Here is a 26,185-nt window from a genome sequence, read left to right as displayed (position 1 = left end):
TTAAAGCTCTATGACTTTGTAAATATTGATTTTAAGGTTTTTATTGGTTTGATAGAATAAAAAAAGTGAAGCCTAAGCCTCACTTTATATGGTAGAAATTATTATATTTTAAAACAAGTCATTTAATAATTTTGCTAATCTTAACCCTCCATACAAAAGTTGTCTTTCCATTGTTTCATTGAATTTGTATTGATAATCGTAAGACAATTTTGAATCGTTTGGAGTTTGTGCATAGATTTTATTGGCAATTTTATGAGAATCATACAGCCAATCTTCTAATGTTCCGGATTGAATTTGTTCTACTTCTTCTTTAGATTTGATGTCAAGAAGTTTTGCATATTCTGTGTAGCTGTATTTTTGAGAATCTACTAATTTTCCGTCCCAAACTGAGTGTAGATTTGTTTTATCTCCAAAATAAGTTACGTTAATTTTATTTCCTCCTAAATCTCCGGCTCTTCCTGTATGCATAGGTTGTGCTAAGTCTCCCATGATATGAATAAGGAAAATAAGAGCAATTTTTTTGTCTTTTTCTGATGTTTTTCCGTCTTTTATTTGACTTGAAAGTGTTTTAACCTGGCTATAAAGATTAGCTCCGGCTTGAGCTTTTAGGTTTTGTTCAAATGCTTTAAAATCTGTCTGAGGATCAACATTTACATAATGCCACTCAGAAGCCTGCTTCCATACACCAGTAGTATCAGATTTAATGAAATCTGGCCAGTTTGCCCAATAAGCAAGGCGTTCTTTACCCATGATTTTTTTTATTTCCCTTCTTGCTTTTCCGGAAAGGTGATTTTCTGCAATTTCTGCAATGATTCTGTGCCCTGTTAATCCCCACGCATAAGAATAAAGTGAAGATGTAATGAATGCTAAAATCAGAATTTTAGAATAAATACTTTTCATTTTTTTAATAACATTTTCAGGGTGCAAAGATACACTTAATTTAGGGTTAAGAGAGGATGTTTACAAATTTAACTTATTCATAAAACCAATATTATCAAGGTTTTTGATTTTGATAATTTTCCGTATTTTTACGGATATTGATGTATGGAATTCTTTTTTTGAACAATAATTTAGTATTTTTAAGATAAAATAATTTAAAAATATTTTTTTCAATAATAAGAGATATATTATCTTTACATGCCATAATTACACCAAACACTATGTATGAAAACAGTATTGTAGACATGAATTACAATAAACTACAGACAGATTTTAAGGCTGAATCTGTAGCAGTTAATCTTTTAAAATATCATAGAGCCGTAAATAATATTTTTATTGAAAGAGTTGGTATTAATGATCGTGCTTATTTGAAGGATATTAAAAGTATTTCCAGCAATTACTTGGGTTTTGATGAGGAAGTTTTTACGATAGAAACGTATAGAGAAGGTATTTATGATTATCTTCCTGAAGGTTTGTTTCATCCGCCTTCATTAGGGGCAACTAGAAAAAATGTAGAAAGTGTAGTAAAGGAAATACGTAAGCAGAAAAGAGTAGAAGAAGATGCCCGAAAATTTTTCAAACCTTTTGAGTTGGAGATATTTTTTACGGAAATAAGTTCTTTACTTAAAGAATTTGATTTTGATATCAGCAGCGATACAGACGCTTTGCTTGATACGGTAAGTGAGCTGTGGCCGTTGATTAATTTACTGGATAAACAAAATGCCTATATTTTTATCTATATTTTGCCCTTTTTTCACCAAATAAGAGGAGATAAGCATTGGTTTGAAAGATGTATGACTGCTTTTTTGCAGGTTCCTGTAAAAATTACCTTTGTACCGAATGTTATTGATGATATTGAAGAAGAGGATGATTCTATGCTATTAGGAAATTCAAGATTGGGAGTAACGTATATTCCAAGTGGAAGGCATATGGATGGGCAGAGAAACTGGGTGGTGAACATAGGTCCGATTCCTTATTCTGATATGGAAAAATATATTTCCGGAAGCCCTTTTAGAAGAGTACTTCAGGCAATGTATGATTATTTTTTACCTGTAAGTGTAGACATCGAGGAGAATTTTATCACAGAAAAGAAAGAATATTCATTTGCTTTAGCAGACGATGAACGAAACGCCAACCGTTTGGGATACTCAACCTTTCTGTAGAATATTTTACTATATTTACAATCACCAACAAAATATTAATTAGAAAAGAAACAAATGGAAATTTCTTCAGTAAAAGGAATCTTTTTTAGGTATATTTTAATGCCATTAGTTGCAATTATTATGATGGTTATTCTTGGAGTAATCAGAAGAAATAAGCCTGCCATTAAAATCAAAACAATTATTATATACGTACTGCTGTGCAGTTTATGTCTTGCAATCCCGGGTATTTTTGGATTTGCGGGAAATCTTTTTAATCCTTATTGGTATCTTATTTCACAGATTATTTACCTTATTTTGGGGATAATTCACGTTAATTTATTACATAAATTTTTTAGAAAACATATTGATTCTCTCGGAATGAGTATTTTGTTTGAATCTATACTTTCGCTTACCTGTATTGCTTTCGGGGGATATCTTTTTTATTTTATTTTCGAATGGATGAGTAGAGGAATGGGGTACCCAATCATGGCAGCGACGAGTATGTTTATTTTCCTGGTTCCGATGGTTTTCTACTATTGTTATATTCAGTTTATAAGCATTCCGTTTGATATATATAAGACTTGGAGGTATTCTCCGGATCAGAAACTTCCAGATTTTGACGGAGCCGATTTTGACAGATTAATGGTTCTGAATGTAGAATTAAGTAAAAATTTAGAAGATTCTAACAGATTTAGAATCAAGGCTAAAACTTTACCAACAGGAGTTACTTTTGGGGATTGGTTTTACAGAGTTGTAGATGATTATAATCACAAAAACCCGAGTTCGATTATTCACCTTTCTGATCAGGAAAAAGAACCTTATTATTGGATTTTCTATACCAAAAAATCATTTTTCAGTTTTAGAAAATATATTGATTTTGAGCAGGATATTATTACCAACGGAATTTCTGAAAACGAAGTCGTCATTTGTAAAAGAGTGATTCAGCATGAAGAAGAAGGAGTAAGAAAAGCATAACACACAAACACACAAATTTTAAAGATATTTAATATGATACAGCCTATTAAACATTTTGCGATCAATTGGGTAGATGGGATGAAGGTTTCCCAAAGACACCTCAATGATCAGGATAATTTTTTAATTGATACCATTCGAGATTCCAATTCACTTGGGATTACATCATACAATTTCGGACTTTTGCCTATTTCAAATGAGTTTACGGACAGAACTATTTTTGATGTTCATAATACGGCAACAAATGATGTTCAGTTGGTAATCAAACATTGCAGCGCCATCACGCTTGCAGGATACAGAATAGAATTGAATGATAGGAGAGTGAGCGTGAAATCATTGGCAAAATCAATGAACGAAGAACAAGCTGATGGTGAATACTATATTTTGATATCGGTAAATCCGTTTGATAAAATTCCTTTCGGAGACATCGATCCTGAAGAAATTCCACCTAGACATCCCAATACACATCCCAATCATCATATAGAACTTCTTCCCGTAACTTCATTGAACAGCAGTTATTCCGGAGGAAATTATCTGATTATTGGTAAAGTCGATTTGAAAGGTAATATTGCGCAGGTAGATTCTAATTTTATTCCGCCTTGTACATCGGTTCAGAGTCATCCTGCGTTGCTGGATTACTATAATAATTATGCAAAATCTATCGGAAATTTGCAGCAATATGCTTTTAAAATCATTCAAAAGGCATCACATAAAAATCAGAATACCGCGTTAGCACAAAATGTAAAGTTCTTGTGTAATACAATGGTTACGACATTTGGGGATATGTATTTCCAATTCAGAAATATTATACCTTATCAACCGCCTGTATTTTTGATTGAATCTTTTGCGAAACTGGCGCTTCGTTTATACAATTCGACTCAGGTTTTAGTTCCAGCAGAATTAGAAGAAATGCTGAATTACAGTTTGGAATGGAGTGAAATTGCACCACATACTTTACTTAATCAATTATCAATCGTTGCTGAAACTAACTATGACCATCATAATTGTGGAGAACCCCTTCTTTACATTCAGCAAATGCTGAAAAGTTTGGAAATTATTTTTTCTAAACTTAGCGAACTTGATTATATCGGTCAGAAAAAAGAAAATATTATTGTTAATGAGCAGGAAGTATCAAACAACAATAATCCGAAGAGAGGTTGGAGTGTTTTAGATTAATGTAGAATTAATTTATAAAATAGAAATCCCGTCATTTTAAACGGGATTTTTTTATTTTTTAACTAAGATTTTCTCTGTAGCTTTTCTGCTGAGAACTTCTTGTTTTCCGTCAACTTCTACGGTGATAGATTTGTCAAAACTTTCGATTTTTAAGACTTTGATTTTCTTATTTAAGAGTAAATTTCTTTCCGTTAAATAATTAAGAAAAGCATCGTCAGAAAGTGTTACGGATGCAAAAGTTACAGTTTCACCTAATTCGCAGGTACTTAATTTTTGTAAATCCTGAGCAATGATATTTCCATCTTTATCGGGAATAGGTTCTCCGTGTGGATCAAATTTAGGATAATCAAGAATTTCATCCATTTTATCAAAAAATAGGGTAGAATGCACATGTTCCAGCTGTTCTGCAATTTCATGGACATTTTCCCACCCAAAATTCATCTTTTTTACCAAAAACATTTCTGTAAGTCTATGTTTTCTTACTACCAAAGCAGCTTCCCGTCTTCCTTTTTCTGTGACGCGAAGAGGCTTGTAGGTTTCATAAATTACCCAGCTTTTTTCAGCAAACTTCTTCATCATGTTATTAACGCTTGGCATTTTTACATTCAAAAATTTGCTCAATTCGTTAATCGTTACTTTCCCTTCATTATCAACCAGATGAAATAATGCTTTCAGGTAATTCTCTTCTGTAAGTGTAGTTCTCAAAATGTTAGATGATTTTCATTACAAATCTAACAAAATAATATTAATAAAGAGGTGTTGTTATTTTAACTTTTTTTAATTTCACTCTATGAAATTTTCATTCAAAAACGATTATTCGGAGGGATGTCATCCTCGCATTTTACAGTCACTTTTAGAGCATAATTTAGATCAACAGGCAGGATACGGAGAGGATAATTACTCTTTTGAGGCTAAAGCTTTAATCAAAGAAAAAATTAAAAGAAATTTTTCTGAAGTATACTTTGTTTCAGGAGGAACTCAGGCAAATTTAATCGTCATTTCGTCTATTTTAAGACCACATCAATGTGTTGTTTCTGCTTCCACAGGTCATATTCTAAATAATGAGACAGGAGCAATTGAAGCAACAGGACATAAAATTTTGAGTATAGAAAAAGAGGACGGAAAGTTAAATCCTTCAGATATTATTCCAGTTTTGGAAAATCATAAAAATGTACCACATCAGGTAATGCCTAAGTTGGTTTATATTTCGAATTCTACAGAGCTTGGAACTGTTTATACCTTAAAAGAATTGGAGGAGTTATCAGCTTTTTGCAAGAATAATAACCTTTATCTTTTTATGGATGGCGCGAGATTGGGACACGGTTTAACTTCTGAAATCAGTGATTTGACTCTGGAAAAAGTAGCTGAGCTCACAGATGTTTTTTATTTGGGAGGAACCAAAAATGGAGCTTTGATAGGAGAGGCGATTGTTATTAATAATCAGGAGCTTCAACAGGATTTTGCTTTTAATATAAAACAAAAAGGAGCGTTGTTGGCAAAAGGAAGGTTGTTGGGCATTCAGTTTTTAGAATTACTGAAAGACGATTTGTATTTTGATTTGGCCAGACATGCTAATGTACAGGCAATGAAAATGAAAAATGCAATGAAAGAAAGGGGAATGCAGTTTCTCTCCGAGACCTTTACCAATCAGATTTTTCCGATTTTGAAGAATGATTTAATTCTAAAATTATCTGAGAAATTTGAGTTTTATATTTGGAAAAAAATTGATGAAAACTCATCAGCAATCCGTCTCATTACTTCATGGAATACAGGAGATAAAGCAGTAAATGATTTTATAGAAATTATAAAAAGTGAATTATAAAAAATGCAACCAATTGGTTGCATTTTTTTGTAAGTTTATTTTAATACGTTTGCGACAACATTACAATCGACATTTTTCAAATTTCTGCCTCCCGAATATTTGATGTTTTTTTCATTCACATATTTTCCTGTTTCCGCATCTTTTTCTCCAATACCTTCATTTAAGCCGTCTTTTGTCTGCAAGAAATAAATATCATTTTTGTTATCTTTTTTACCTTCAGAAGAAAATTCGTATGTTAGTTTGAGAGTATCACCAGCTTTAAATCCTGACAAATCACCTTTATTACTGTCTTTTTCATTGTTTTTCGTTGCCATTTTACCGGTAATTGTTCCTAAATTATCATCAATGCTTACAAAAACAGTATCTTTTCCAATTACGCCGATATAGCAAAAAGATTTAGCTCCAAGGGTATCAACTACTTTTTCTGCGGTATCGACTGTATCAACAGGAATTATTTCAGCAACAGGCGCTTCAGGTTTTTTGTTGCAATTTAACAAAAACACTGATAATGAGGCTAATAAAACTAATTTTTTCATATTCTGAATTATTAAGTTTAATCAAATTTCTACAATGCTAAATTAAGAATTATGAAAGTAATTTAACATAATTATTGATTTTTTATTTAATTCAAATAGTCTGAAAGTTAAAAATTATACTTTCACACAGCCACGAAAACCTCTGGCTGCATAATATGAATCGGCACCGTTGTGGTAAGTGAAAACTGTGTTGTAACGGCGATCACAGAATAAAGCGCCACCTAATTCTCTTATATTTGCAGGAGTTTTTATCCAACTCGAAGTTTTTAGGTCAAATTTCCCCAATTCCTGAAGTTTACGATATTGCTCTTCATTCAGAATTTCAATTCCCATTTCTGTAGCTGTATCTATGACGTTATTTTCTGGTTTATTTGCTTTTCTAGCTTCCCAAGCCTGATAATCATAGCACAGGCTTCTTCGTTTAGGACTTTCAGGAGAGCAGTCGAAAAAGATGTATTGGTCAGTATTTTTATCATAGTCAACTACGTCAGGTTCACCTTCGGTTATTTCCATTTGGTTTAGTGCACAGAGTTTTTCAGGATTTTTCTCTAATTTTTCCTGAATTTTTTCCCAGTCTAAGTTTTGATGACGGTCTATATTCTTTATGAATCTTGTTTTTAAAGTTTTTAAAAGCTCTGAGCTTTGTTCAGCGGTTAGTTTTTTTTTGTTCATAAGAATTCTATTTTGTTGATGATGAAATTTTTATAATTCTAAAATACAAAAAGTAAATAATTGAAAGGATATGGTTTTCATAAAATATTTAATTTATCCTATAATTTATATTATGTTAAATTGTATTTATTTTTGGAATTCTAATTTAAACTTTCTGGAAATTAAAAAGACCAATTATTTTGAATTGGTCTTTTGTTTTATTGTAATTAAATCTGAGTTATTTATTCAACCAAGATTGGTTGTCTTTGTTTTCAGAACGTTTTTTACCATTATCAAAATTATAAGCAAAACCAACTCCTAAAGTTTGTTTTAGCTGAGTCTTTTGGATTTGATTATGATCATATAATAAATCTAAGGTTACATTTGTAGAGATAAATTTATTGATTTTCATATTTAAAACTCCACTATATGAAAGCACTAATCTTTCAGGATGATCTAAATAATTTGAAAATACTGAACCTGTATTTATTAAGCTGATGTTATCCATAATTTTCACCTTATAAATAGCTGTTCCCAAGAATCCGAATTGGAATAATGAGGAATCTCCATCATTTTTCAATCCATAGTTTCCCGCATATTGTAGGTCTTTATCTAATACAAAAGTCCATCTTGCGTTGGCTGGACGCAATGTCATTGTAAAATTATCATTTGGTCTGTAGGTAACTCCAACTCCCATGCTTAAATAGCCTGGAGCCATGAAATTTGAAATTTTTGCAGCATCAGGATTATTTCCGTCTTCATAACCAGCTGCAAATTGAGTCTGTAGACTTGCACCACCTGATATATACCAATGTTTTGCAAACTCACGCCCATAGTTTGAAGAAAGATTAATAATATCCTGGGTTTTTCTTGTACCTATACCCTTTGTATTATTTTGACCATAACCAAGAATAATAACATTTTCCCAAAGATCTTTTCCTTTTTCGTATGTAAGATTGTAATTTACTCCGGCAAGCCACCCAACATTATTGGCTCCACCTCCTACCCAATTGGAAAATGCTGCTTGATTTAACATTAATGTATTTTGCCCTTCAATACTCCATGCTTTTGTTGAGTCAACAACCGGAGCTTCACTTTTGGTCTCCTGAGCAGAAGCTAAACCCGCTATTAAAAGAAAAACGGGAATTAAAATTTTTCTCATAGTTTATTTATTTTCAAAAATAAAATAATTTTTTTTTATTGGAATAATTAAATTGCAAACTTAAAAATAAATAATTACTTATTTTTCACTTTAAGGAGATATATTGAATTAGAAATTTATTTTTATTCTCTAATTGTTAATTAATAAAGGCTAACCAACTCACTTTTTGATTAACCTTTTAATTTATTTATCCGGAACGAAGTTTTTTCTGGCAAGCTCTTTTCTTACACGGCTTAAACTTTCGGGTGTTATACCAAGATAAGACGCAATCATCCATTGTGGAACTCTCAAAAGCAAATCTGGATACATTTTGATAAATTTCATATATCTTTCTTCTGCTGTTTCAGCTAATAGAGAATTAATTCTGTCCTGAAGGCTTTTGATATGTTTTTGAACCAAAATATCACTTTTTTCCACGCTGTTGGGGAACTCTCCTATCAATTTGCTGATAAAATCAGACTGTAGTAAAATTACTTCAGAATCTTCTACGGTTTCGATGTAATAGACAGACTTTTCATTGAAATAAAGACTACTTCTATCCGAAATCAACCAACTTTCAGGAGCAAATTGTATAATATGTTCCTTCCCATTTTTATCGATAGAATACATCTTCAAAAGACCTTTCTCTACAAAATATATGTGTCTGCAAACTTCTCCGTATTGCAAGATAAACTGATTTTTAGGAATTTTTTTTACCTCATAGTGCACACTACAAAGACTCACTTTTTCAAGTGGAACATCTAATACTTTTGCCAGATAATTATTAATATTCTTCATTAAATAATGCTTGTAGATATATGTTGGTGTGAAGCGTTGTTTATAGCCTTTCCGTTTTCTATTACTATCAATTGAGGGCTTTCATGACGAATCTCAAAAATTTCCGCAATTTTATTTGAAATTGGTCTATGAGCTAATAAATCTAAGTAATAAAAATCTACTTTTCCATCAAAGTTTTCAACCTCTTTTTCAAAATTTTTCAATACAGTTTTACTGATGAAGCAACTTGTAGAGTGTTTGAAAATTGCAATCTTGTTTTTATAAGAATTTTCAATAGCTTTTTCTAAATCTTCTTCAGATTCTATTTTGTTCCAGAAAGATTTCTCTTCAGAGCTTTCCTGTTTTCCGCCAAATATTTTATCAAAAATACTCATACATTAAATTGTTTTAAATGATGATTAAGATGTTTGTATTCCAGGATGCCCCAATCTTTCTCATTCATTTTACCAAAAAGATTATGCTTTTCAGGTAAGTTTTCATTTTGATAAGCGTCCCAATATTGTTCTAATGTTTTTAAAAGATTTTGCTTTGCTTCTTCAAAATCACACTCAAAAGTAACGATTACTTTTTGAAAAGTCGGCATATTATGGGGAATTCCGTTATTAAAAATCTGGATTTCTATTTTTGTAAGAATACCGATATACTGAAAAAAAATATTAATCTTCGGAATTTCAATTCTTTTTAACGGGATTTGTAAAATTAAATCACAATGTTTCAGCATTTGTGAGACGGTCATTTTGCCCCATTTTCTCTGTGAATTTTCAGAGAGGAGTGAAATTCTCTCAATGATTTCATTAAAGTAAACCCGATTATGAAGATTTTTTACCAACCTTTTTCTTTCTTCAAATTATCAATATGCGCAAAATGATGATTACAATGCCAAGCGTATAAAGCAACGTAATATCTTAAATCATAATCCTTAGTTTTCTCAGGATGCCGAAAAGTTCTTTCAAATTGTTTATTAGTAAGACTCTTTAATAAAGTATTCCATCTTTGATGAGTACCTTTTATCATTCTCAAAGCAGGTTTTATAGGCATATTGATACTATCCTGAAGCTCTGCCCATTTTGCTTCATCATATGGTTTTATGGTAGGGTTTTCTTCTGTAAGGGCTAATTTGAAACGCATAAAACTATTGATATGACTATCTGCAATATGATTAATAAGCTGTCTCACCGTCCATCCTCCTTCTCTATACGGTGTATCTAGCTCGTCATCAGACCAATTTTCAACGAGGTTTTTTAGTTTTCCGGGAAAATCTTTGATTACTTTTATGTATTCGTCCAGTTTTATATCACAGATATTTTCCAGTTCTTGGAATTGACCGATTGGAAATTTCTTTTCTTCTAAATTTTCTAAATGACTCATTGTATTTGGTTTTAACTTTTATATTGCCGATTTGTCCGATAATTATATTTTGGACAGTTTTTTGAGTATTAGTTTTTTGTAAATTTATCAAAAATTCGAGAAATCTAAATATGAAAAAAGCGTTAATAATAGTTGATGTACAGAATGATTTTTGTGAAGGAGGTGCTTTGGCAGTTCCTGGAGCCAATGAAATTATTCCTTATATCAATCTTCTGATGGAAGAAAATGAATATGACCAAATTGTTTTAACTCAGGATTGGCATCCATCAAATCATAAAAGTTTTGCTAGTAATAATGGTAGAAAAGTTGGTGAAAGCATTATTTTAAACGGAGTTCCTCAATTTATGTGGCCTGATCATTGTGTTCAAGGGACTTTTGGAGCAGAATTCCATAAAGATTTGAACAGAGATATGGTAACTCATATTATTCAGAAAGGTAAAAACCCTGAAATTGATAGTTATAGTGGCTTTCAGGACAACAACCATTTTATGAAAACAGGATTGGATGATTTTCTGAAATATCATGATATTCAATTGGTTGAAATTGTGGGTTTAGCACTTGATTACTGTGTGAAGTTTACATGTACAGATGCTGTTGCAAACGGATATGTGACTTGTCTGCATTTTAATGGAACCCGCGCTGTAAATGTAAAACCAGATAACGGAAGAGATGCAATCTATGAATTGATTCAGAAGGGAGTAACTGTTTTGGGATAATTCAGAATGACAAATGTATACAAAAAAAGACGTTGAATATTTTTCAACGTCTTTTTTATTTTTACTTAAAAACTTATTAAAGCATTTTAAGATTATTAACTTCTAGTTCTGTTAAGATTCTCCAGTGTCCTCTTTTGATGTTTTTCTTGGTTAAACCGGCAAACATTACTCGGTCAAGAGCTTCAACTTCGTATCCTAATCTTTGGAAAATTCTTCTGATAACGCGATTCCATCCGATATGGATTTCAATTCCTACTTCATTTTTGGGTTTACCTTCAATGAAAGAAATTTGGTCTACTACAGCTACACCTTCATCCAAACGAATTCCTTCCGCAATAAGCTTCATATCTTCGTGAGTCAATTTTTTATCCAGCGTTACATGATAAATTTTCTTTGCGTCGAAAGATGGGTGAGTCAGTTTTTTTGTCATGTGACCATCATTCGTTAAAAGAATAACTCCAGTAGTAGAACGATCTAATCTTCCGACAGGGAAAACTCTGTAAGGAGAAGCATTTGCTACCAAATCCATTACTGTTTTTCTCGCTTTATCATCTTTTGTAGTAGAAATATAACCTTTTGGCTTGTTTAATAGTACATAAACTGGTTTTTCTGGAGTGATATTCTGTCCGTCGAAAACTACTTTATCAGTTTTCTGAACCTGATATCCCATTTCGGTTACTACCTTTCCGTTTACTTCTACTAAACCTTGGGTGATTAATTCATCTGCCTCTCTCCTGCTGCAAATTCCTGAATTGGCAATGTATTTATTAAGACGGATAGTATCTTTATGAATATCTTTATCAATCTTGTTTAATCTTCTTTTTTGTACGAAAGATTTATTTTTATCTTCTCTGTTTTCTGCTCCGGGTCTTCTGCCATATTTTAGGCTACCTCTTTCGTATTTATCTCTTGTATCGAAATTGTTAGGTCTGCTGCCTCCTCTTTTCGGTGCAGATTTTCCAAAAGTTTTTTTTCCTTCACCTGAATTGGTAATAAAAGGTTCTTGTTCAGTTTTTCCAAATTTCTTATCCATTCTATCTTGGTAACTTGTGCCACCGCTCTTTCTGGAATCAGAATTTCTTTCTCCTGCTTTAGGAAAAGATTTGTTGAAAGGTTTTGAACCTGAAGAATTTCCAGATCTAGAAGCACGAGAATTATCAGAATTTTTCTTGGTTGAAATTCTTGGTCTCTTTGGTCTTTCTGAATTGTTATTATCTCTGCTCATTCTAAAAATTTCTGCAAAGATAGTAATTTAGTTACGAGTTAAAAATTAAGAATCATAACTTTGCATTATAGTTTTCCAATTAATTTTATAGAAAATCCAAAAATGATAACAATATTAAACGATAATTTTTCTCAGCTAAATGATTTTTTAAACGAAAAAACTTTCAGTAAAATCTTTATTTTGGTTGATGAAAATACCCACGAGTACTGTCTTCCTGTTCTTTTGGGAAATATGGAGACAGAGATAGAATTTGAAATTCTTGAGATAGAAGCAGGTGAAGAAATGAAAAATATTCAGACTGCAAATCAGCTTTGGGAAATCCTGACAGAGATGCAGGCAGATAGAAAAGCTCTTGTTATTAATCTTGGTGGTGGTGTCATTACGGATATGGGAGGCTTTGTAGCTTCTACTTATAAGAGAGGAATTCAGTTTATTAATATTCCGACTACCCTTTTATCAATGTGTGATGCTTCTATTGGTGGAAAAACGGGGATTGATTTGATGCATTATAAAAACATGGTGGGAACTTTTACTTTTCCGGAGAAAATATTTGCATATCCAAAATTTTTAGAAACTCTTCCGTTTAAAGAATTAAGAAGCGGGTTTGCAGAAATGCTTAAGCATGGCTTAATTGCAGATAAAAAACATTGGGAAAACCTTATCTCTATTTCTAAATTGAATGTAGAAAGTATTATGCCACATATTCAAACTTCGATGGATATCAAGCAGGAAGTGGTAGAAAAGGATTTTCATGAGAAAAATATCAGAAAGACGCTGAATTTTGGCCACACAATAGGTCATGCCATCGAAAGTTTATGCTTGAATCAGGGAAATCCTATTCTTCATGGAGAAGCAGTTGCCATAGGTTTGATTTGTGAAGCACATTTGTCTTATTTGGAAGGTTTAATTTCTAAAGACGATTCTAAAATAATTATTGAAAATATACAGAGATATTATCCTTATATAGATATTAATGATTTCAAAGATGAAGACATTTTCGGATTGTTATTAAATGATAAAAAGAATGTTGACAGTAAAATCAACTTTTCTCTGCTCTCAGGAGTTGGTTCTTGTGTATTTGATCATCAATGCAGTCAACAAAATATCACTGATTCCATAAATTTTTATAGAAAATTGAATGATTTTTAAGTCAAAATATTCATATTTCTGAGAATTTTTTTAAAATTTTAAACAAACATTTAATTAGTGTTTTATATTGTTGATAATCAGTTGAATAAATTTTCAAAACCATCTGTTTTTAGATGGTTTTTTTATTGTTTTTAGACAAAAAAATAATTTTTGGCAAGCAATTTGGAAGATACCATGCGTCTAAATTGAAATACAGACAAGTAGTAAAATTTAAAATTAAAAAAAGTAAAATATTAAAAAATTAAGGTTATGAAAAAAGTAATTTTAGGATTAGCTGTAATAGGAAGTACATTTGCATTTGCGCAAACTACAAAATCTTCATCTCCTGTTTCTTTTGGAGTAAAAGCAGGTATGAACGTTTCTTCTCTATCTAAAGATAAAGATCTCGATGACCAAAAATCTAAAATAGGTTTCAACGCAGGTGTGTTTGCTAATATTCCTGTTGCTAGCTCTTTCAGCGTTCAGCCAGAGTTATTATATTCTCAATATGGTAGTAAAGCTGAGTATAAACTATTAGGAGATAAATATTCTTCTTCAACTAACTTGGATTATCTTACAGTACCTGTAATGTTTCAATATAATGCACTTCCAAACCTTTACTTAGAAGCAGGTCCGGAATTCGGATTTATGCTAAGTGCAAAAAACAAGGTTAAAAATGAAACAAGTGGTAATTCTTCTACAACAGACGACTTTAAAGATAATTTAAATACTTTTAACTTTGGTATCGGTTTAGGTGCAGGATATTACTTCACTCCGAATATTGGAATTACAGCAAGATACGTAGCAGGTCTTACGGATATTGCTAAAGACAGACCTAATGGTTCTGATGCAGTGAAAAACAATGTATTCCAAGTTGGATTAGCATATAAGTTCTAATAAGGAGTTTAATAACACTTCATAGGTAACAAATTTTAAAATTCAATAGAAAGTCAGGTTGTATTATCTGGCTTTTTTGTTTTTTTAACATTTTTACATGAATTTAATCATAATTTAACTTTTGGCAAGCAATTTGCGTAATAGGTGTAAAGAAGTAAAAAATAAATTATTAAAATTTCGATTATGAAAAAGATATTATTAGGATTAGCAGTAGTTGCAAGTTCATTAACTTTTGCTCAGACATTTGGTTTAAAAGCCGGACTTAACGTTTCTTCTATCTCTCATGATGATGTGAAAGCTAAAGCTGGATTCTACGGAGGTGGTTTTGTAAATGTTCCTGTTGCTAAGGATTTCAGTGTGCAACCAGAGGTTTTATTCAACGGAGCCGGTGCAAAATTTGATAATTCAAGTGATGATAAAATGAACTTAAGCTATCTTTCAGTTCCTGTAATGTTCCAATACAATGCTTTACCAAATTTATATTTAGAGGCTGGTCCACAATTTAGTTTCTTATTAGATTCTAAATATAAAGGAAAGAATGTAACTGTAGATTCTGACGATTTCAAAGGATTTGATTTTGGTATTGGTTTAGGAGCCGGATATTATTTCACTAAAAACATTGGTGTTACAGCGAGATATGTTGCTGGTATCACAGATGTAGCTAAGAAAGTTGGAGATTATCAGTTTAAAGGTAAAAACAACGTATTCCAAGTAGGTTTAGCTTACAAATTCAAATAATATAAAATTTTGATTTCAATAGAGAAGGCCAGGTTTATTTTAAACCTGGTCTTTTCATTTATAAAAGTTGCGGTTTTTACTATTATAAAATTCAACTTTTAGTTTGCTCAGCTTTAAGACTTTTTAATAATTGTTAACCTATTTTTCATAAATATTTCAATAATTAATGATTTTTTTTAACATAAAAATCCTTTGTTTAAGCCTTGTATGCAGTGTTTTTGTTTTTTGGCAAGCATTTTGTAAACTATACTGGGTCTGATTGAATAATTAGACAGAAGTATAAAAGTAAAATTTAAAAATAAAATTATGAACAAGTTATTTCTAGGACTGGCAATAGTCACTGGCACATTATCTTTTGCTCAGGAAACGCAAGAAACTAAAACGACTGCGGTAGCAACTACAACCGTAGTAAAAGAGAAAGAGCCTATCAGATTTGGTATTAAAGCTGGAGGTAATGCTTCTCAGTTCAGTGAGCAACAAGTTAGCGTTAAAAACCAGAAAATAGGATTCCATGCAGGAGCTTTTGTTAATATTCCTTTAGCTGAGAAAATTGCATTACAGCCGGAAGTTTTATACAACCAGCTTGGTGCAAAAAATGTAGTTTATTCTTCAGAGTCAACAATTGATGATACGACAATAAAGACACAATCTGATGATAAAACTTATTTAAACTATATTTCTGTACCGTTGATGGTTCAGTTCAAACCAACTAAAGACTTTTATTTTGAAGCTGGTCCCGAATTCAGTTATTTCATAAATGGGAAAAATAAAGGTGAAACCATCATCACGACAACTACAGGAAGTAGCACAACTACAAAAACAGAATCTTATTCTGAAAGTATCAATAAAGACGCTATCAAGAAGTTTAATATTGGTTTAGGTCTTGGTCTTGGTTACAACTTTACACCTAATTTAGGTATTAATGCAAGATATGTAAATAGTTTGACGCATATTGCTAATAATTCAGGTTTAGCAGATGAAGATAAAAATATCAATACAAACAGAGTTTTCCAGTTAGGATTAAACTATAAGTTTTAAGATATAATCAATTTTTTAACTCCAAAATGCAATTTTTGCATTTACAAAATGGTCGGAATAAATTTTCCGACCGTTTTTTATTAATAAGTATGAAAAAAAACTATTCAAATATTCTGGGATCATCAGTGATTATTCCGTCTATTCCCATATTTTTTAGTTTCTGTAATCTTTCCTTGGTATTTACCGTCCATGGAATAACCTTCATTCCTAATTTGTGACATTCTTTTATAAGCTCCGGAGTGACAAGATTGTGATCCGGACTGTATATTGTAGGAATAAAACTTAAAAATTTCATATCTCCTGCTACTCCATTGAGATGATTAGGATATTGTTTGAATTTTTCAACGGATATATTTTTAAAATGAGTTCGCTGTTCTGTCAATTTTTCCTCATCGACTTTTTCTACAAGAAATGCTGTTTTTATTTTAGGATATTCTTTATGGATAATTTCAAGCGTTCTGGGATCAAAAGACTGAATAATTACACGATCCTGAATTCCTTTTTCTAAAATAATTTTCATCATAAGCTCTACAAATTCTTTTGGTTCAGGATGGAAAATATTGTCAGAGAAAGGGCGAGTTTTTGTTTCTATATTGTAGAAAGGTAAAGGTTTGCTCAATTCACGAGAATAACTTTCACATGCATCAATAACTTCTGAGAAAAGAGGTTTTTGAGCCTTCATTTTCTTTTGGTCAGGGTAATTATTAAGTTTTTTCATGCCTACATCAAATGTTTGAATCTTTGAATAAGGCATATCATAAATTTTATAATAAAATCCGGAATCTTTTGGAATAGAAGTTCCATCTGGTTTTGTGACCAATTCTGGAGAAAGAAAAGAATCGTGAGAAAGAATTACTTTTTTATCGTTTGTAATAGCCAAGTCCATTTCCAATGTTGTAACATTCATTTTTAAGGCATTCTTCATTGCCGGAATTGTATTTTCGGGATATAAAGATTTTCCTCCTCTGTGCGCTTGTTTATCGAAAGATTGGGCAGAATATAGCTGAGCTAATACCACAAATAAACCTGTAAAGACAGTGATTCTCATATTTGAAAAATTTGATTTCACAAAATTAAAGCTCACATGTATACTGTATAATACAGAAATATTAAGTTTTTGATAATTTATATAAAATGAACGAATAAAGAAAATTGTGACTCGTCCTAAAATATGTATACACTTAATTTCCACAAACAAACATCTAAAACCACCTAGCTAAATTCACTACCTTTGCAAAATGGAATTAGAATCAATTTATAAAAAGCTACAGATTCAGGAAATGAATCAAATGCAGCAATCTACATACAAAGCTACCGAAAACCAACAAGATATAATTCTTCTTTCTCCTACTGGTTCAGGGAAAACTCTAGCTTTTTTATTTCCAGTTTTGAGGAATTTAAAGAAAAACATTTCGGGGATTCAGACATTAATTTTAGTTCCTGCAAGAGAATTAGCACTACAAATCGAACAGGTTTTCAAATCAATGGGAACAGACTTTAAAGTTTCCGTTTGCTACGGCGGTCACGATAAAAAAATTGAGATCAATAATTTAATTGAAGCTCCTGCTGTTTTAATAGGAACTCCCGGAAGAGTTGTATACCATTTAAGAAACAACAATTTCGATCCCAAAACAATTCAAACTCTGGTTTTAGATGAATTTGATAAAGCTCTGGAACTTGGTTTTCATGATGATATGGAGTTTATTTCTAATTCTTTAAAAAATGTTTCTCAAAGAATTCTGACTTCTGCGACTTCAATGGATGAAATTCCAAATTTTACAGGGTTGAAAAATGAAAAAATCATTAATTTCTTAAAACTAAATGAAACAAAACCCAACATTCAGCTAAAAAAGGTAATGACCATTTCTGAAGAAAAACTGGATACACTTTTCAATTTAATATGTAAAATAGGAAACAAAAGAACCCTTATTTTCTGTAATCATAGAGAAGCTGTTGACCGGATTTCTGAGCTTCTTCGCCAAAAAGGAATCGATAGAGAAACCTTCCACGGAGGAATGGAACAAGACGAAAGAGAAAGAGCTTTGCTGAAATTCAGAAATGATTCTGCAAGAATTTTAATCACAACAGATTTAGCAGCAAGAGGTTTAGATATTCCTGAAGTTGAATCAATTGTGCATTATCAGCTTCCACCGAAAGAAGATGCTTTCATTCATAGAAACGGACGTACCGCAAGAATGAATGCAAAAGGTTTTGCTTATTTAATCATGACAGAAGAAGAAAACTTCCCTTTTATTAAAAGTAACACTCCCGAAGAAAGTGTTGTAGGATTTAATAAAACACCTGAAAAAACACCCTTTCAAACCATTTATATAAGTGCAGGAAAAAAAGATAAGGTCAATAAAGTAGATATTGTGGGATACCTCATAAAAAAAGGAGAACTTCAAAAAGAAGACGTAGGCTTAATTGAAGTAAAAGATACTACATCATATGTTGCTGTTTCCAGAAGTAAAGTAAACATTGTTCTGAAAAAACTTAGCACTGAAAAACTAAAAGGCAAAAAAATAAAAATGGAGATCGCTTATTAAGCAATCTCCATTTTTTATATTGAAACAGTGAATTTATTTAATTCCTTTCACTTTGGTTGGCAAAATATAAACTGATTTTGAGGCTGTAATGAATAATACATTATTTTTCTTTCCACCAAAAGTAACATTTGAAGTCCACTTTTCATCAATCGGAATATGATAAATCTTTTTACCTTTTCGGTTGAATACATGAACACCCTCTCCTGTTAAATAAAGATTCCCATGAATATCTAGCGTCATTCCGTCTGAACCCATTTCGCAGAAAAGCTTTTTTTCAGACAACTTTCCTTCTCCTAAAATATCATACATATACGTTTTCCCTGCATCTATATCTGAAACATATAATTTTTTCATTTTTTCACTCCCTACAATTCCATTAGGCTGTGTGAAAGTATCTAGTTTCGTAACTTTTCCTTCTTTATTTCTGTAGTACAAACTTTTATCTGGAATTTCTTGACTAAAATCTACCCAATAATCTCTTTCATACAAAGGATCTGTAAAATACATACCTCCGAACTCATCATTCCAAACATCATTCGGACCGTTTAATCTTTTATTTTCAAAACTTTTAAGCAAAATCTGAACTTTTTTATCTTTCGATATCTTCCAAATTTCACCTTTATCATCAGAACACGTAATCAAATTATCATTTTTATCAAAATGAGTTCCGTTTGCCCTACCTGTTTTATCTAAAAACTCAACTATTGCATTGTTTTTCCAATCCCAATAATAAATTTTATCATTGGGTTGATCGGTAAAGAATACATTTCCTTCTGTATCCGATGATGGACCTTCCGTAAAGCTAAACTTATCTGAAATCTTTTCGGGCTGCAAATCTCTATAAAACATTTCATTATAGTTAATTGATTTACAACTAAACAATACGAAAACTAAACCAACCCAAGATATTTTTAAAATACTTTTCATTCTACATCATTTTAAAAGGCACAATTTACAACAAACTAAATCAAACACAACTTATTTTATCATTTTGATTCATTAAGAACTTTAAATAAAAATGTCCCAATTGTACTATTAAATAAGTAGATAATATTACATACAATCTCTGATTATAAAAACTAAATTTAATTAGCACCAAAATAACAATGAATTTGATTAAAATAATCAATTATATATAAATTATTATTAATTCAGAACATACTAAAAACATGTGAAAAGACAAAAAAAAGTCGCAAATCTTGAACATTGGTAAAAATACCACCAAAAAACAGACAAAAAACAGACGTAACAAAGTCATTTTTATATAAAAAATGGATCTAATAAAATTTTAAATTATTGAAAATATGAGCATTATAAAAAAAATAAAAAAAACATCACTTTTTTTTTCTGAAATAAGCAATAATTCCTATATTTGGCGTACGAAATAATTTTTTTTCATCATTTGTGTTTTTTTAGCCTCCATTCTATTGGGGGCTTTTGTTTTTACTGACCATTATTTCTAAGAACACCCCGTTCAATTTCATCTACTTTTGTAATATAAAGATCTACTTCAGAACCACGCGTCCCTCAAAAAAAGCGACCACTTTTCAAATTAGAAAAGAATAATCACATTTTGCAAAACCAATCAGTTTTCACGATGAGGATAATTGAGAAAAGCATTTTTACATTTTAAAAATTATAAAGAACTTTGCATATAAGATTCATATTATTCTCAATGAAAATAATCCCACTAAAAGAAGGTAACTTTTCCGTTACTAAAACCAAAAACTTCTCTTTACTGACAGAAGAAAATTTCAATAACCCAAAAGATATAAAAATGTCGGTTCAGCCTTTTCTTATTGTCACCAATACCGAGCATATCATTTTGGATGCAGGTGTTGGATGGAAAAATAATAAGGGAGAATTAATTATTTTTGAAATTCTTAAAAAAGAAAACATCAATCCTGAAAAAATCACTAAAGTTCTTCTTTCCCATTTACACAAAGACCATATTGAAGGTGTAATAAAACCTTCCGAAAATGGCTTTGAATCAAGATTCTCGAATGCTAAAATTTATATTCAGAAACGTGAGCTAGATTACGCCAAAGAAAATCAGCAAAATCCTTCATTTGACTTCAATACACTAGAAAAACTCATTCAATTACCCAATATTATTTGGATGAATGAAGACAAAGGACAAATCAACAACGAAATTTCTTTTGAAGTTGTAGGTGGACATACGCCTTTCATGCAGGTATTCTGGATTCAAGAAAATGGAGAAACTGCTTTTTATGGTGCAGATAATCTTCCTCAAGAATCATATCTGAAGTATCATGTTTCTTATAAAAGTGATTTTGACGGAAGAAAAGCCATGGAATTGAGACAAAAATGGCAAAAAGAAGCCAAAGAAAATCATTGGAAGATATTACTTTATCACGATCTCGACAAAGCAATATTACAATTATAAAAAAACAGCTTCCAAAAATTTTTGGAAGCTGTTTGATTTATCTAGAATAAAATTCTTTTAAAAGCTTCAGCAGCTAAATGCACCTGTACAGACCAATCATCTGCCGCATCATCACCAGCATCATCAGAAATATATTTCAAGCACAGAAACGGTATTTTTTCTTTCATCGCAATCAAAGCCAGTGGATACGCTTCCATATCTACCACATTATAGTCATCTTCAGAATGATTCATTTCAAAACTATCTCCACTTCCGCAAACTCCTTCTTTCAAACCATTTAATGAAATTCCGTACTCCAGCAACGGAGGAATTCCGGACAATGGAGTTTCATATTTAGCAAACCCTAAACCTCTTACATCCATGTCTCTTTGGATAAATTTTGTGCAACAAACAACCTCTCCTTTTCCAAAAGTTTTACTTCCTGCTGAACCCAAATTTACAATCAACTGAGGTCTTTTACTATAAATCTGTTTTGTGAGTTCCAATGCTGCATTTACTTTTCCTATACCAGTAATCAACTTATTCTTATCATCAAATTCTTTTCCAGCTTCAGAGTCTAAGGCAAATACAAAAAGTGTCTCTGAAAGAGGAAATTTTATTTCATTATTAATTTTTATCATAGAAATTTAAACGTAAATTTTAATAATTAAATACTACAATCTTCATCACAAGAATTTTCACCTGTAGATAATTTTTCTCTTTTTAATAATTCTTGAACTTTCATAAATAAGATTTAGTGTCAACTTATTTTAGAACGTGATAGTGAAATGAAAAAGGTCAAATTACAGTGAGTTTGACCTTTTTATTTATATTAAATTTAATTAAATAATTCTAATTCCTCTCCTTTTTCCACAGGATATTCTTCTGTAAAGCATCCAAAACAGTGATTAGAAGAACCTAAAATTTCTTTTAAGTTTTCTGTACTCAAAAATTCTAAAGAATCTACTCCTAAATAATCTCTAAGCTGCTCAGTTGTCATATTTGCAGAAATTAAATCATCTTTTGATGGAGTGTCAATTCCTAAATAGCAAGGTGCAATAATTGGTGGAGAAACACTTCTGAAGTGAATTTCTTTTACACCTGCATCTTTTAATATTTTTACCAATCTTTTAGAAGTTGTTCCACGAACGATAGAATCATCAATGATAACTACTCTTTTGTCTTTGATTTCAGAAATAATAGGATTCAGCTTTAAGTTAACTACTCTTTCTCTCATTTCCTGAGTCGGAACGATGAAACTTCTTCCGATATATCTGTTTTTAATCAAAACCGGACGGAAAGGTATTCCTGAAGCCTTAGAAAAACCAATGGCAGCCGGAACTCCGGAATCCGGAACTCCAATAACTAAATCGGCATCTACAGGAGCTTGTTCCCAAATCTTTTCACCAGATTTTTCTCTGATTTCGTAAACATTGATATTTTCTAAAGTAGAATCTGGTCTCGCAAAATAAATGTACTCAAAAGAGCAGATTCTTTGCTTTCCTTTCTCTTCATCTACCATATAAGAATGAAGTTTACCAGGTTCATTTTCATTAGTATAAATAATTTCTCCAGGTAAAATATCACGCACATATTGCGCTCCAACTGCATCCAAAGCTACAGATTCGGAAGCAACAACATAAGATTTTTCGTCGATAGCTCCTAAAACCAAAGGTCTGATTCCGTTGAAATCTCTGAAGGCAAAGAATTTATTTCTTGTCATTCCGACAACCGAATAAGCTCCTTCAATTTTTTCCATGGTTGCTTTAATAGCACCACGAAGACCTAAATCAAGATTTTTTTGAATTAATCTTAAAATTACCTCAGAATCAGAAGTTGCTCTGAAAACAACGCCTTCAGCTTCCAATTGAGTTTTTAATTCTTTTGCGTTGGTAAGGTTACCATTATGCGCAATAGAAAGTATAATTTGGTCATATTCGTTTTTAGCAAAAAACGGCTGGAAATTATATTTCTTTTTATCTCCTGCAGTGGTATAACGTGTATGCCCGATTGCAGAATTTCCCATAAAAGCTTCCGGATCCTGGATCTCTTTATAAACATCCAAAACCAAACCTTCATCTTTCAGATTGGTGATTTTTCCGTTTTTAAGAACGGAAATACCACAAGCTTCCTGACCTCTGTGCTGTAGCGCAAAAAGACCAAACTGTGAAAGTGAAAACGTATCTAAATCATTATCAGAATACATTCCGAAGATACCACACTCCTCGTTTGGAGCATCAAGCCTCTCCTCTTCCTGTGTTCTGAAAAGATTTCTTCCGTAGGTTTGATTTTCAAACTGTTTTAAATATTCACTTTTATGAATGTCTAAACTTTTCATTTCTATTTTTTCTATATTAGAAGTTAGATATTAGAGATTAGAAATTAGTCTAAGTTAACTTCAATTATAATTTTAAACTTGTCTTTAATGAATAAATCATTTTTTGTATTTCAGCCAGAAGTTCTTTTAAAGGAACTATTTTAGTTTCGGGAATAAAATCTAAATCTATTAATAATTGTAATTGAGTTTGCAATTCGTAGGTTGAACCAAACGCAATTCCTAGAAATTGATAAAACTCATTCTTGTTGTTTCTTCCAGCTCCTTCTGCGATATTTGAAGGTATTGAAACAGCACATCTTCTGATTTGAGATAGTAAACCAAATTTTTCTTCATTTGGTAATTCTGCAGTAACCAAATAAACTTCTTTTACTAAAGTCATTGATTTACTCCAAACTTTTAAATCTTCTATGCGATGTGATTTCATACTAACCTCTAGTATCTAACTTCTAGTTTCTCAAATTTATTTGCCAAGCACATTTTTCAATCTGTTGTAGATCTCAACATACGCTTCAGTAACTTCACCAAGGTCTCTTCTGAATCTGTCTTTATCCAATTTCTTCATTGTATCTTTATCCCAAAGTCTGCATGTATCAGGAGAAATCTCATCTGCTAAGATGATTTCACCGTCAGAAGTTTTACCTAATTCAATTTTGAAATCAACCAAGATGATATTCATTCTGTCGAATAATTCAATTAGAATTTCGTTGATATCTGAAGTTAATTCATACATTTCGTCAAGCTCTTCATAGGTCGCAGCTCCTAAGAAAACAGCGTGGTGATCATTGATAAGCGGATCTCCCAACTCATCTTTTTTGTAGCAGATGTCGAAGATTGTAACTGGAGATTTTATTCCTTCTTCAACGCCTAATCTTTGAGCCATACTTCCTGCAGAATAGTTTCTTACAACCATTTCCAACGGAATGATAGAAACTTTTCTTACTAATTGCTCTCTTTCGTTTAGTTGTTTGATGAAATGAGTTTTAATCCCTTTTTCATTTAAATATTCAAAAATAAGAGTTGTGATAGCGTTGTTCATTTCGCCTTTCAAATCTACAGACCCTCTTTTTTGAGCATTAAATGCAGTAGCATCGTCTTTGAAACGTACTACCACCTGATCAGGATTATCGGTAGCAAATACTTGTTTCGCTTTACCTTCGTACAACATTTCTTTCTTTTCCATTTTCTAAATACTTATTAGTTAGATTTATTTATATTATTTAATTAAAATTCCTGTTAAAACAGCCATTCCAAAACTCAAAAGTGTACCGATTAATACGTATTCTGTTAACTTTCTTTGTTTTGCCTGAGCCAAATCACTAAATCTGAATACAGATTTTGCAGCTATCATAAAACCTACTCCTTCCCAATGATTTACCAAAATAAAAGTAAAAACGAGTAAACGTTCTAAAATACCAATATATTTTCCTGCATTTGATAAAGATTCGGTCTGTATATTATTTATTGTGTCAGGAGCAGGAGTCCATGATGACAATAAGGTTTTAATGAAAATTGAAGCTGGTACTGTTAAAAATAACGCAGCCATTACTATTTTTAAGAAATCATTATTTTGAAAAAATTCAAAGCTAAATTCTTTAAAATAAAAAGATACCCCCGCAATCACCAAAAGGTGCAATAGCTGGTCAATAAAGAACCAATTTTTTTTGTTTTTAATAGTCTGAAAGTTAAGTTTTGCAACATCTATTATAAAATGTGTGATACCGACTAAAACAGCTACCCACCAAAGTTCTAGATTCCAAAGGAAAATAAAGCTTAAAATGATATGAATCAGAACATGAATGTATAAAAACTTGCTTTTTAGTTTATGCTTTTCCTTATCTAAAACCCAAGAATTCGGCTGAAGAATAAAGTCTCCAAGTAGATGTGCCAATATGAGTTTAGTAAAAATCATGTCTACAATTCTGAAATTTTCTTTCTAAAATATTGATTAGTTTCTACGATTAGCTCATAGTTTGCTCGTTTCAATCTCTGGCTTATTGAGGACTGAGAAATATTAAATTTCTTAGCCAAATCTTCCTGAGTTATGTCTTGATTCATAATCATCTCATGGATAATTTCTGCGGTTGCCATCGTCCAGTTGTCAAAATCTTTGGAAGACCATTTTAATAGAATATTCAAATCTCTATTTACAGGTTCGTTGGATGTTTTGATGGCAACAGTATGACCGTCACTTTTCAAATCGTTCAATAATCTTCCGGAATTTACGTAAGCCGAACCATTAGATTCTGTGATTTTTTCAGAAGAAAAGTTTTCATCACCAATGCCAATAGCAATTCTTACATCTAGATTTTCCTGACTTTTTATTAAGGATTTGATAGCTAAGAAACGCCAAAAAACGTCATCTATATTGCACTTGAACTGGAATTCATCACCTCTGTAGATTTCCCATGTTTGAGGTGTGCTCCCCCATTTTTCGAGAAGATTCTTAAGCTTGGTAATCCAAACTTCAGTGTCTGCATGTTGTGAGTTTATAATATCACCGGTAATAACCGCTATCATTTTGCAAATATAAGCATAAATACTTATAAATAAAAAATATAAGCAGAAACACTTATAGATATTGATTATTAGTGAATCTGCTTATATTAATGGTTGAGAATTAAGTAATTT

The 26,185-nt window shown here is 31.4% G+C and carries 29 protein-coding genes; 11 read left to right on the top strand and 18 right to left on the bottom strand.

All coding sequences use genetic code 11. The features are described 5' to 3' along the window. Nucleotides 1–108: 108 nt before the first annotated feature. Nucleotides 109–900: a S1/P1 nuclease gene (locus OH806_RS13860; protein ID WP_264744267.1), complete on the bottom strand. Its 792-nt coding sequence runs from the start codon at nt 898–900 to the stop codon at nt 109–111. Nucleotides 901–1,184: 284 nt separating this feature from the next. On the opposite strand from OH806_RS13860, the gene OH806_RS13855 reads away from it, so the two are divergent. Genes OH806_RS13855 through OH806_RS13845 form a run of 3 tightly spaced genes read left to right on the top strand, consistent with a single transcriptional unit; the run spans nt 1,185 to nt 4,229 of the window. Further along, complete coding sequence (locus OH806_RS13855; protein ID WP_264744266.1) at nt 1,185–2,102, top strand: type VI secretion system baseplate subunit TssG; 918 nt, start codon at nt 1,185–1,187, stop codon at nt 2,100–2,102. Nucleotides 2,103–2,156: 54 nt separating this feature from the next. Next, a complete protein-coding gene (locus tag OH806_RS13850; protein WP_264744265.1) occupies nt 2,157–3,056 on the top strand; it encodes a TssN family type VI secretion system protein in 900 nt (299 codons plus the stop codon). A gap of 33 nt (nt 3,057–3,089) precedes the next feature. Continuing rightward, nucleotides 3,090–4,229 (top strand): hypothetical protein, encoded by a 1,140-nt coding sequence (locus OH806_RS13845; RefSeq protein WP_264744264.1) that lies wholly within the window; start codon nt 3,090–3,092, stop codon nt 4,227–4,229. Nucleotides 4,230–4,280: 51 nt separating this feature from the next. Here OH806_RS13845 and OH806_RS13840 read toward each other — a convergent pair whose 3' ends face one another. Continuing rightward, nucleotides 4,281–4,934 (bottom strand): metal-dependent transcriptional regulator, encoded by a 654-nt coding sequence (locus OH806_RS13840; protein WP_264744263.1) that lies wholly within the window; start codon nt 4,932–4,934, stop codon nt 4,281–4,283. Nucleotides 4,935–5,019: 85 nt separating this feature from the next. On the opposite strand from OH806_RS13840, the gene OH806_RS13835 reads away from it, so the two are divergent. Next, entirely contained in the window at nt 5,020–6,051 is a 1,032-nt protein-coding gene (locus OH806_RS13835; RefSeq protein ID WP_264744262.1) for a threonine aldolase family protein, read from the top strand. Nucleotides 6,052–6,086: 35 nt separating this feature from the next. Here OH806_RS13835 and OH806_RS13830 read toward each other — a convergent pair whose 3' ends face one another. The 7 genes from OH806_RS13830 to OH806_RS13800 form a co-directional block, all read right to left on the bottom strand. Next, nucleotides 6,087–6,587, bottom strand: coding sequence for a hypothetical protein (locus OH806_RS13830; protein WP_264744261.1), 501 nt, complete (start codon nt 6,585–6,587; stop codon nt 6,087–6,089). A gap of 114 nt (nt 6,588–6,701) precedes the next feature. Next, complete coding sequence (locus OH806_RS13825) at nt 6,702–7,259, bottom strand: DUF4256 domain-containing protein (RefSeq protein WP_264744260.1); 558 nt, start codon at nt 7,257–7,259, stop codon at nt 6,702–6,704. Between the two features lie 217 nt (nt 7,260–7,476). Beyond that, nucleotides 7,477–8,400, bottom strand: a complete 924-nt coding sequence (locus OH806_RS13820; RefSeq protein WP_264744259.1) for a DUF3078 domain-containing protein — start codon at nt 8,398–8,400, stop codon at nt 7,477–7,479. 183 nt (nt 8,401–8,583) lie between these two features. Further along, a complete protein-coding gene (locus OH806_RS13815; protein WP_264744258.1) occupies nt 8,584–9,177 on the bottom strand; it encodes a Crp/Fnr family transcriptional regulator in 594 nt (197 codons plus the stop codon). After that, entirely contained in the window at nt 9,177–9,551 is a 375-nt protein-coding gene (gene ytxJ / locus OH806_RS13810) for a bacillithiol system redox-active protein YtxJ (RefSeq protein WP_264744257.1), read from the bottom strand. The genes OH806_RS13815 and ytxJ overlap by 1 nt, the downstream gene beginning before the upstream one ends. Next, nucleotides 9,548–10,006: a DUF1569 domain-containing protein gene (locus tag OH806_RS13805; RefSeq protein ID WP_264744256.1), complete on the bottom strand. Its 459-nt coding sequence runs from the start codon at nt 10,004–10,006 to the stop codon at nt 9,548–9,550. Before OH806_RS13805 ends, ytxJ begins: the two co-directional genes overlap by 4 nt. Further along, the gene (locus tag OH806_RS13800) at nt 10,000–10,545 is read right to left on the bottom strand and encodes a YfiT family bacillithiol transferase (RefSeq protein ID WP_264744255.1); all 546 of its coding nucleotides are present in this window, start codon (nt 10,543–10,545) and stop codon (nt 10,000–10,002) included. The genes OH806_RS13805 and OH806_RS13800 overlap by 7 nt, the downstream gene beginning before the upstream one ends. A gap of 110 nt (nt 10,546–10,655) precedes the next feature. Here OH806_RS13800 and pncA point away from each other — a divergent pair, with 110 nt between their 5' ends. Continuing rightward, nucleotides 10,656–11,261: a bifunctional nicotinamidase/pyrazinamidase gene (pncA, locus tag OH806_RS13795; RefSeq protein ID WP_264744254.1), complete on the top strand. Its 606-nt coding sequence runs from the start codon at nt 10,656–10,658 to the stop codon at nt 11,259–11,261. 76 nt (nt 11,262–11,337) lie between these two features. Here pncA and OH806_RS13790 read toward each other — a convergent pair whose 3' ends face one another. Continuing rightward, nucleotides 11,338–12,486, bottom strand: coding sequence for a pseudouridine synthase (locus OH806_RS13790; protein ID WP_264744253.1), 1,149 nt, complete (start codon nt 12,484–12,486; stop codon nt 11,338–11,340). Nucleotides 12,487–12,588: 102 nt separating this feature from the next. Here OH806_RS13790 and aroB point away from each other — a divergent pair, with 102 nt between their 5' ends. From aroB to OH806_RS13770, 4 genes are all read left to right on the top strand, one after another. Then, nucleotides 12,589–13,635, top strand: a complete 1,047-nt coding sequence (gene aroB, locus OH806_RS13785; protein ID WP_264744252.1) for a 3-dehydroquinate synthase — start codon at nt 12,589–12,591, stop codon at nt 13,633–13,635. A gap of 249 nt (nt 13,636–13,884) precedes the next feature. After that, a complete protein-coding gene (locus tag OH806_RS13780; protein WP_264744251.1) occupies nt 13,885–14,511 on the top strand; it encodes a porin family protein in 627 nt (208 codons plus the stop codon). Between the two features lie 183 nt (nt 14,512–14,694). After that, nucleotides 14,695–15,249 (top strand): porin family protein, encoded by a 555-nt coding sequence (locus tag OH806_RS13775; RefSeq protein WP_264744250.1) that lies wholly within the window; start codon nt 14,695–14,697, stop codon nt 15,247–15,249. A 306-nt stretch (nt 15,250–15,555) separates the two neighbouring features. Next, the gene (locus tag OH806_RS13770) at nt 15,556–16,287 is read left to right on the top strand and encodes a porin family protein (protein WP_264744249.1); all 732 of its coding nucleotides are present in this window, start codon (nt 15,556–15,558) and stop codon (nt 16,285–16,287) included. 100 nt (nt 16,288–16,387) lie between these two features. Here OH806_RS13770 and OH806_RS13765 read toward each other — a convergent pair whose 3' ends face one another. Then, nucleotides 16,388–17,335, bottom strand: a complete 948-nt coding sequence (locus tag OH806_RS13765; RefSeq protein WP_264744248.1) for a glycerophosphodiester phosphodiesterase family protein — start codon at nt 17,333–17,335, stop codon at nt 16,388–16,390. A gap of 190 nt (nt 17,336–17,525) precedes the next feature. On the opposite strand from OH806_RS13765, the gene OH806_RS13760 reads away from it, so the two are divergent. Continuing rightward, a complete protein-coding gene (locus OH806_RS13760) occupies nt 17,526–18,833 on the top strand; it encodes a DEAD/DEAH box helicase (protein WP_264744247.1) in 1,308 nt (435 codons plus the stop codon). Nucleotides 18,834–18,866: 33 nt separating this feature from the next. Here the strand turns inward: OH806_RS13760 and OH806_RS13755 are convergent, their stop codons facing one another. Then, nucleotides 18,867–19,760, bottom strand: a complete 894-nt coding sequence (locus OH806_RS13755) for an SMP-30/gluconolactonase/LRE family protein (RefSeq protein WP_264744246.1) — start codon at nt 19,758–19,760, stop codon at nt 18,867–18,869. A 748-nt stretch (nt 19,761–20,508) separates the two neighbouring features. Between OH806_RS13755 and OH806_RS13750 the strand changes: the two genes are divergently transcribed. Beyond that, the gene (locus tag OH806_RS13750; protein WP_264744245.1) at nt 20,509–21,240 is read left to right on the top strand and encodes an MBL fold metallo-hydrolase; all 732 of its coding nucleotides are present in this window, start codon (nt 20,509–20,511) and stop codon (nt 21,238–21,240) included. 41 nt (nt 21,241–21,281) lie between these two features. Here OH806_RS13750 and OH806_RS13745 read toward each other — a convergent pair whose 3' ends face one another. The 6 genes from OH806_RS13745 to OH806_RS13720 all read right to left on the bottom strand — a co-directional run bounded on the left by OH806_RS13745 (nt 21,282) and on the right by OH806_RS13720 (nt 26,074). Then, the gene (locus OH806_RS13745; protein ID WP_264744244.1) at nt 21,282–21,860 is read right to left on the bottom strand and encodes a 5'-methylthioadenosine/S-adenosylhomocysteine nucleosidase family protein; all 579 of its coding nucleotides are present in this window, start codon (nt 21,858–21,860) and stop codon (nt 21,282–21,284) included. 197 nt (nt 21,861–22,057) lie between these two features. Further along, on the bottom strand, nt 22,058–23,557 hold the full coding sequence (purF, locus tag OH806_RS13740) for an amidophosphoribosyltransferase (protein WP_264744243.1): 1,500 nt from the start codon (nt 23,555–23,557) through the stop codon (nt 22,058–22,060). A gap of 64 nt (nt 23,558–23,621) precedes the next feature. Then, nucleotides 23,622–23,981 (bottom strand): four helix bundle protein, encoded by a 360-nt coding sequence (locus OH806_RS13735; RefSeq protein WP_264744242.1) that lies wholly within the window; start codon nt 23,979–23,981, stop codon nt 23,622–23,624. A 36-nt stretch (nt 23,982–24,017) separates the two neighbouring features. After that, nucleotides 24,018–24,737, bottom strand: coding sequence for a phosphoribosylaminoimidazolesuccinocarboxamide synthase (gene purC, locus OH806_RS13730; protein WP_264744241.1), 720 nt, complete (start codon nt 24,735–24,737; stop codon nt 24,018–24,020). Between the two features lie 33 nt (nt 24,738–24,770). Then, the gene (locus tag OH806_RS13725) at nt 24,771–25,466 is read right to left on the bottom strand and encodes a DUF3307 domain-containing protein (RefSeq protein WP_264744240.1); all 696 of its coding nucleotides are present in this window, start codon (nt 25,464–25,466) and stop codon (nt 24,771–24,773) included. A gap of 2 nt (nt 25,467–25,468) precedes the next feature. Further along, nucleotides 25,469–26,074 (bottom strand): SatD family protein, encoded by a 606-nt coding sequence (locus OH806_RS13720; protein WP_264744239.1) that lies wholly within the window; start codon nt 26,072–26,074, stop codon nt 25,469–25,471. Between the last annotated feature and the right edge of the window lie 111 nt (nt 26,075–26,185).

Origin of the sequence: Chryseobacterium oryctis (assembly GCF_025971925.1) — a bacterium.
Classification (GTDB): Bacteria; Bacteroidota; Bacteroidia; order Flavobacteriales; family Weeksellaceae; genus Chryseobacterium; species Chryseobacterium oryctis.
Note: the sequence above shows the minus strand (reverse complement) of the source record. Positions and strands in the feature narration are given on the sequence as shown.

Coding starts and splice junctions, on each gene's coding strand:
- OH806_RS13825 (WP_264744260.1), bottom strand. CDS start 7,259: ATGAACAAAAAAAAACTAACCGCTGAACAAAGCTCAGAGCTTTTAAAA.
- OH806_RS13830 (WP_264744261.1), bottom strand. CDS start 6,587: ATGAAAAAATTAGTTTTATTAGCCTCATTATCAGTGTTTTTGTTAAAT.
- purF (WP_264744243.1), bottom strand. CDS start 23,557: ATGAAAAGTTTAGACATTCATAAAAGTGAATATTTAAAACAGTTTGAA.
- OH806_RS13780 (WP_264744251.1), top strand. CDS start 13,885: ATGAAAAAAGTAATTTTAGGATTAGCTGTAATAGGAAGTACATTTGCA.
- aroB (WP_264744252.1), top strand. CDS start 12,589: ATGATAACAATATTAAACGATAATTTTTCTCAGCTAAATGATTTTTTA.
- OH806_RS13850 (WP_264744265.1), top strand. CDS start 2,157: ATGGAAATTTCTTCAGTAAAAGGAATCTTTTTTAGGTATATTTTAATG.
- OH806_RS13735 (WP_264744242.1), bottom strand. CDS start 23,981: ATGAAATCACATCGCATAGAAGATTTAAAAGTTTGGAGTAAATCAATG.
- OH806_RS13745 (WP_264744244.1), bottom strand. CDS start 21,860: ATGATAAAAATTAATAATGAAATAAAATTTCCTCTTTCAGAGACACTT.
- OH806_RS13720 (WP_264744239.1), bottom strand. CDS start 26,074: ATGATAGCGGTTATTACCGGTGATATTATAAACTCACAACATGCAGAC.
- OH806_RS13860 (WP_264744267.1), bottom strand. CDS start 900: ATGAAAAGTATTTATTCTAAAATTCTGATTTTAGCATTCATTACATCT.
- OH806_RS13815 (WP_264744258.1), bottom strand. CDS start 9,177: ATGAAGAATATTAATAATTATCTGGCAAAAGTATTAGATGTTCCACTT.
- OH806_RS13855 (WP_264744266.1), top strand. CDS start 1,185: ATGAATTACAATAAACTACAGACAGATTTTAAGGCTGAATCTGTAGCA.
- purC (WP_264744241.1), bottom strand. CDS start 24,737: ATGGAAAAGAAAGAAATGTTGTACGAAGGTAAAGCGAAACAAGTATTT.
- OH806_RS13800 (WP_264744255.1), bottom strand. CDS start 10,545: ATGAGTCATTTAGAAAATTTAGAAGAAAAGAAATTTCCAATCGGTCAA.
- ytxJ (WP_264744257.1), bottom strand. CDS start 9,551: ATGAGTATTTTTGATAAAATATTTGGCGGAAAACAGGAAAGCTCTGAA.
- pncA (WP_264744254.1), top strand. CDS start 10,656: ATGAAAAAAGCGTTAATAATAGTTGATGTACAGAATGATTTTTGTGAA.
- OH806_RS13750 (WP_264744245.1), top strand. CDS start 20,509: ATGAAAATAATCCCACTAAAAGAAGGTAACTTTTCCGTTACTAAAACC.
- OH806_RS13775 (WP_264744250.1), top strand. CDS start 14,695: ATGAAAAAGATATTATTAGGATTAGCAGTAGTTGCAAGTTCATTAACT.
- OH806_RS13770 (WP_264744249.1), top strand. CDS start 15,556: ATGAACAAGTTATTTCTAGGACTGGCAATAGTCACTGGCACATTATCT.
- OH806_RS13790 (WP_264744253.1), bottom strand. CDS start 12,486: ATGAGCAGAGATAATAACAATTCAGAAAGACCAAAGAGACCAAGAATT.
- OH806_RS13760 (WP_264744247.1), top strand. CDS start 17,526: ATGGAATTAGAATCAATTTATAAAAAGCTACAGATTCAGGAAATGAAT.
- OH806_RS13845 (WP_264744264.1), top strand. CDS start 3,090: ATGATACAGCCTATTAAACATTTTGCGATCAATTGGGTAGATGGGATG.
- OH806_RS13765 (WP_264744248.1), bottom strand. CDS start 17,335: ATGAGAATCACTGTCTTTACAGGTTTATTTGTGGTATTAGCTCAGCTA.
- OH806_RS13755 (WP_264744246.1), bottom strand. CDS start 19,760: ATGAAAAGTATTTTAAAAATATCTTGGGTTGGTTTAGTTTTCGTATTG.
- OH806_RS13725 (WP_264744240.1), bottom strand. CDS start 25,466: ATGATTTTTACTAAACTCATATTGGCACATCTACTTGGAGACTTTATT.
- OH806_RS13820 (WP_264744259.1), bottom strand. CDS start 8,400: ATGAGAAAAATTTTAATTCCCGTTTTTCTTTTAATAGCGGGTTTAGCT.
- OH806_RS13835 (WP_264744262.1), top strand. CDS start 5,020: ATGAAATTTTCATTCAAAAACGATTATTCGGAGGGATGTCATCCTCGC.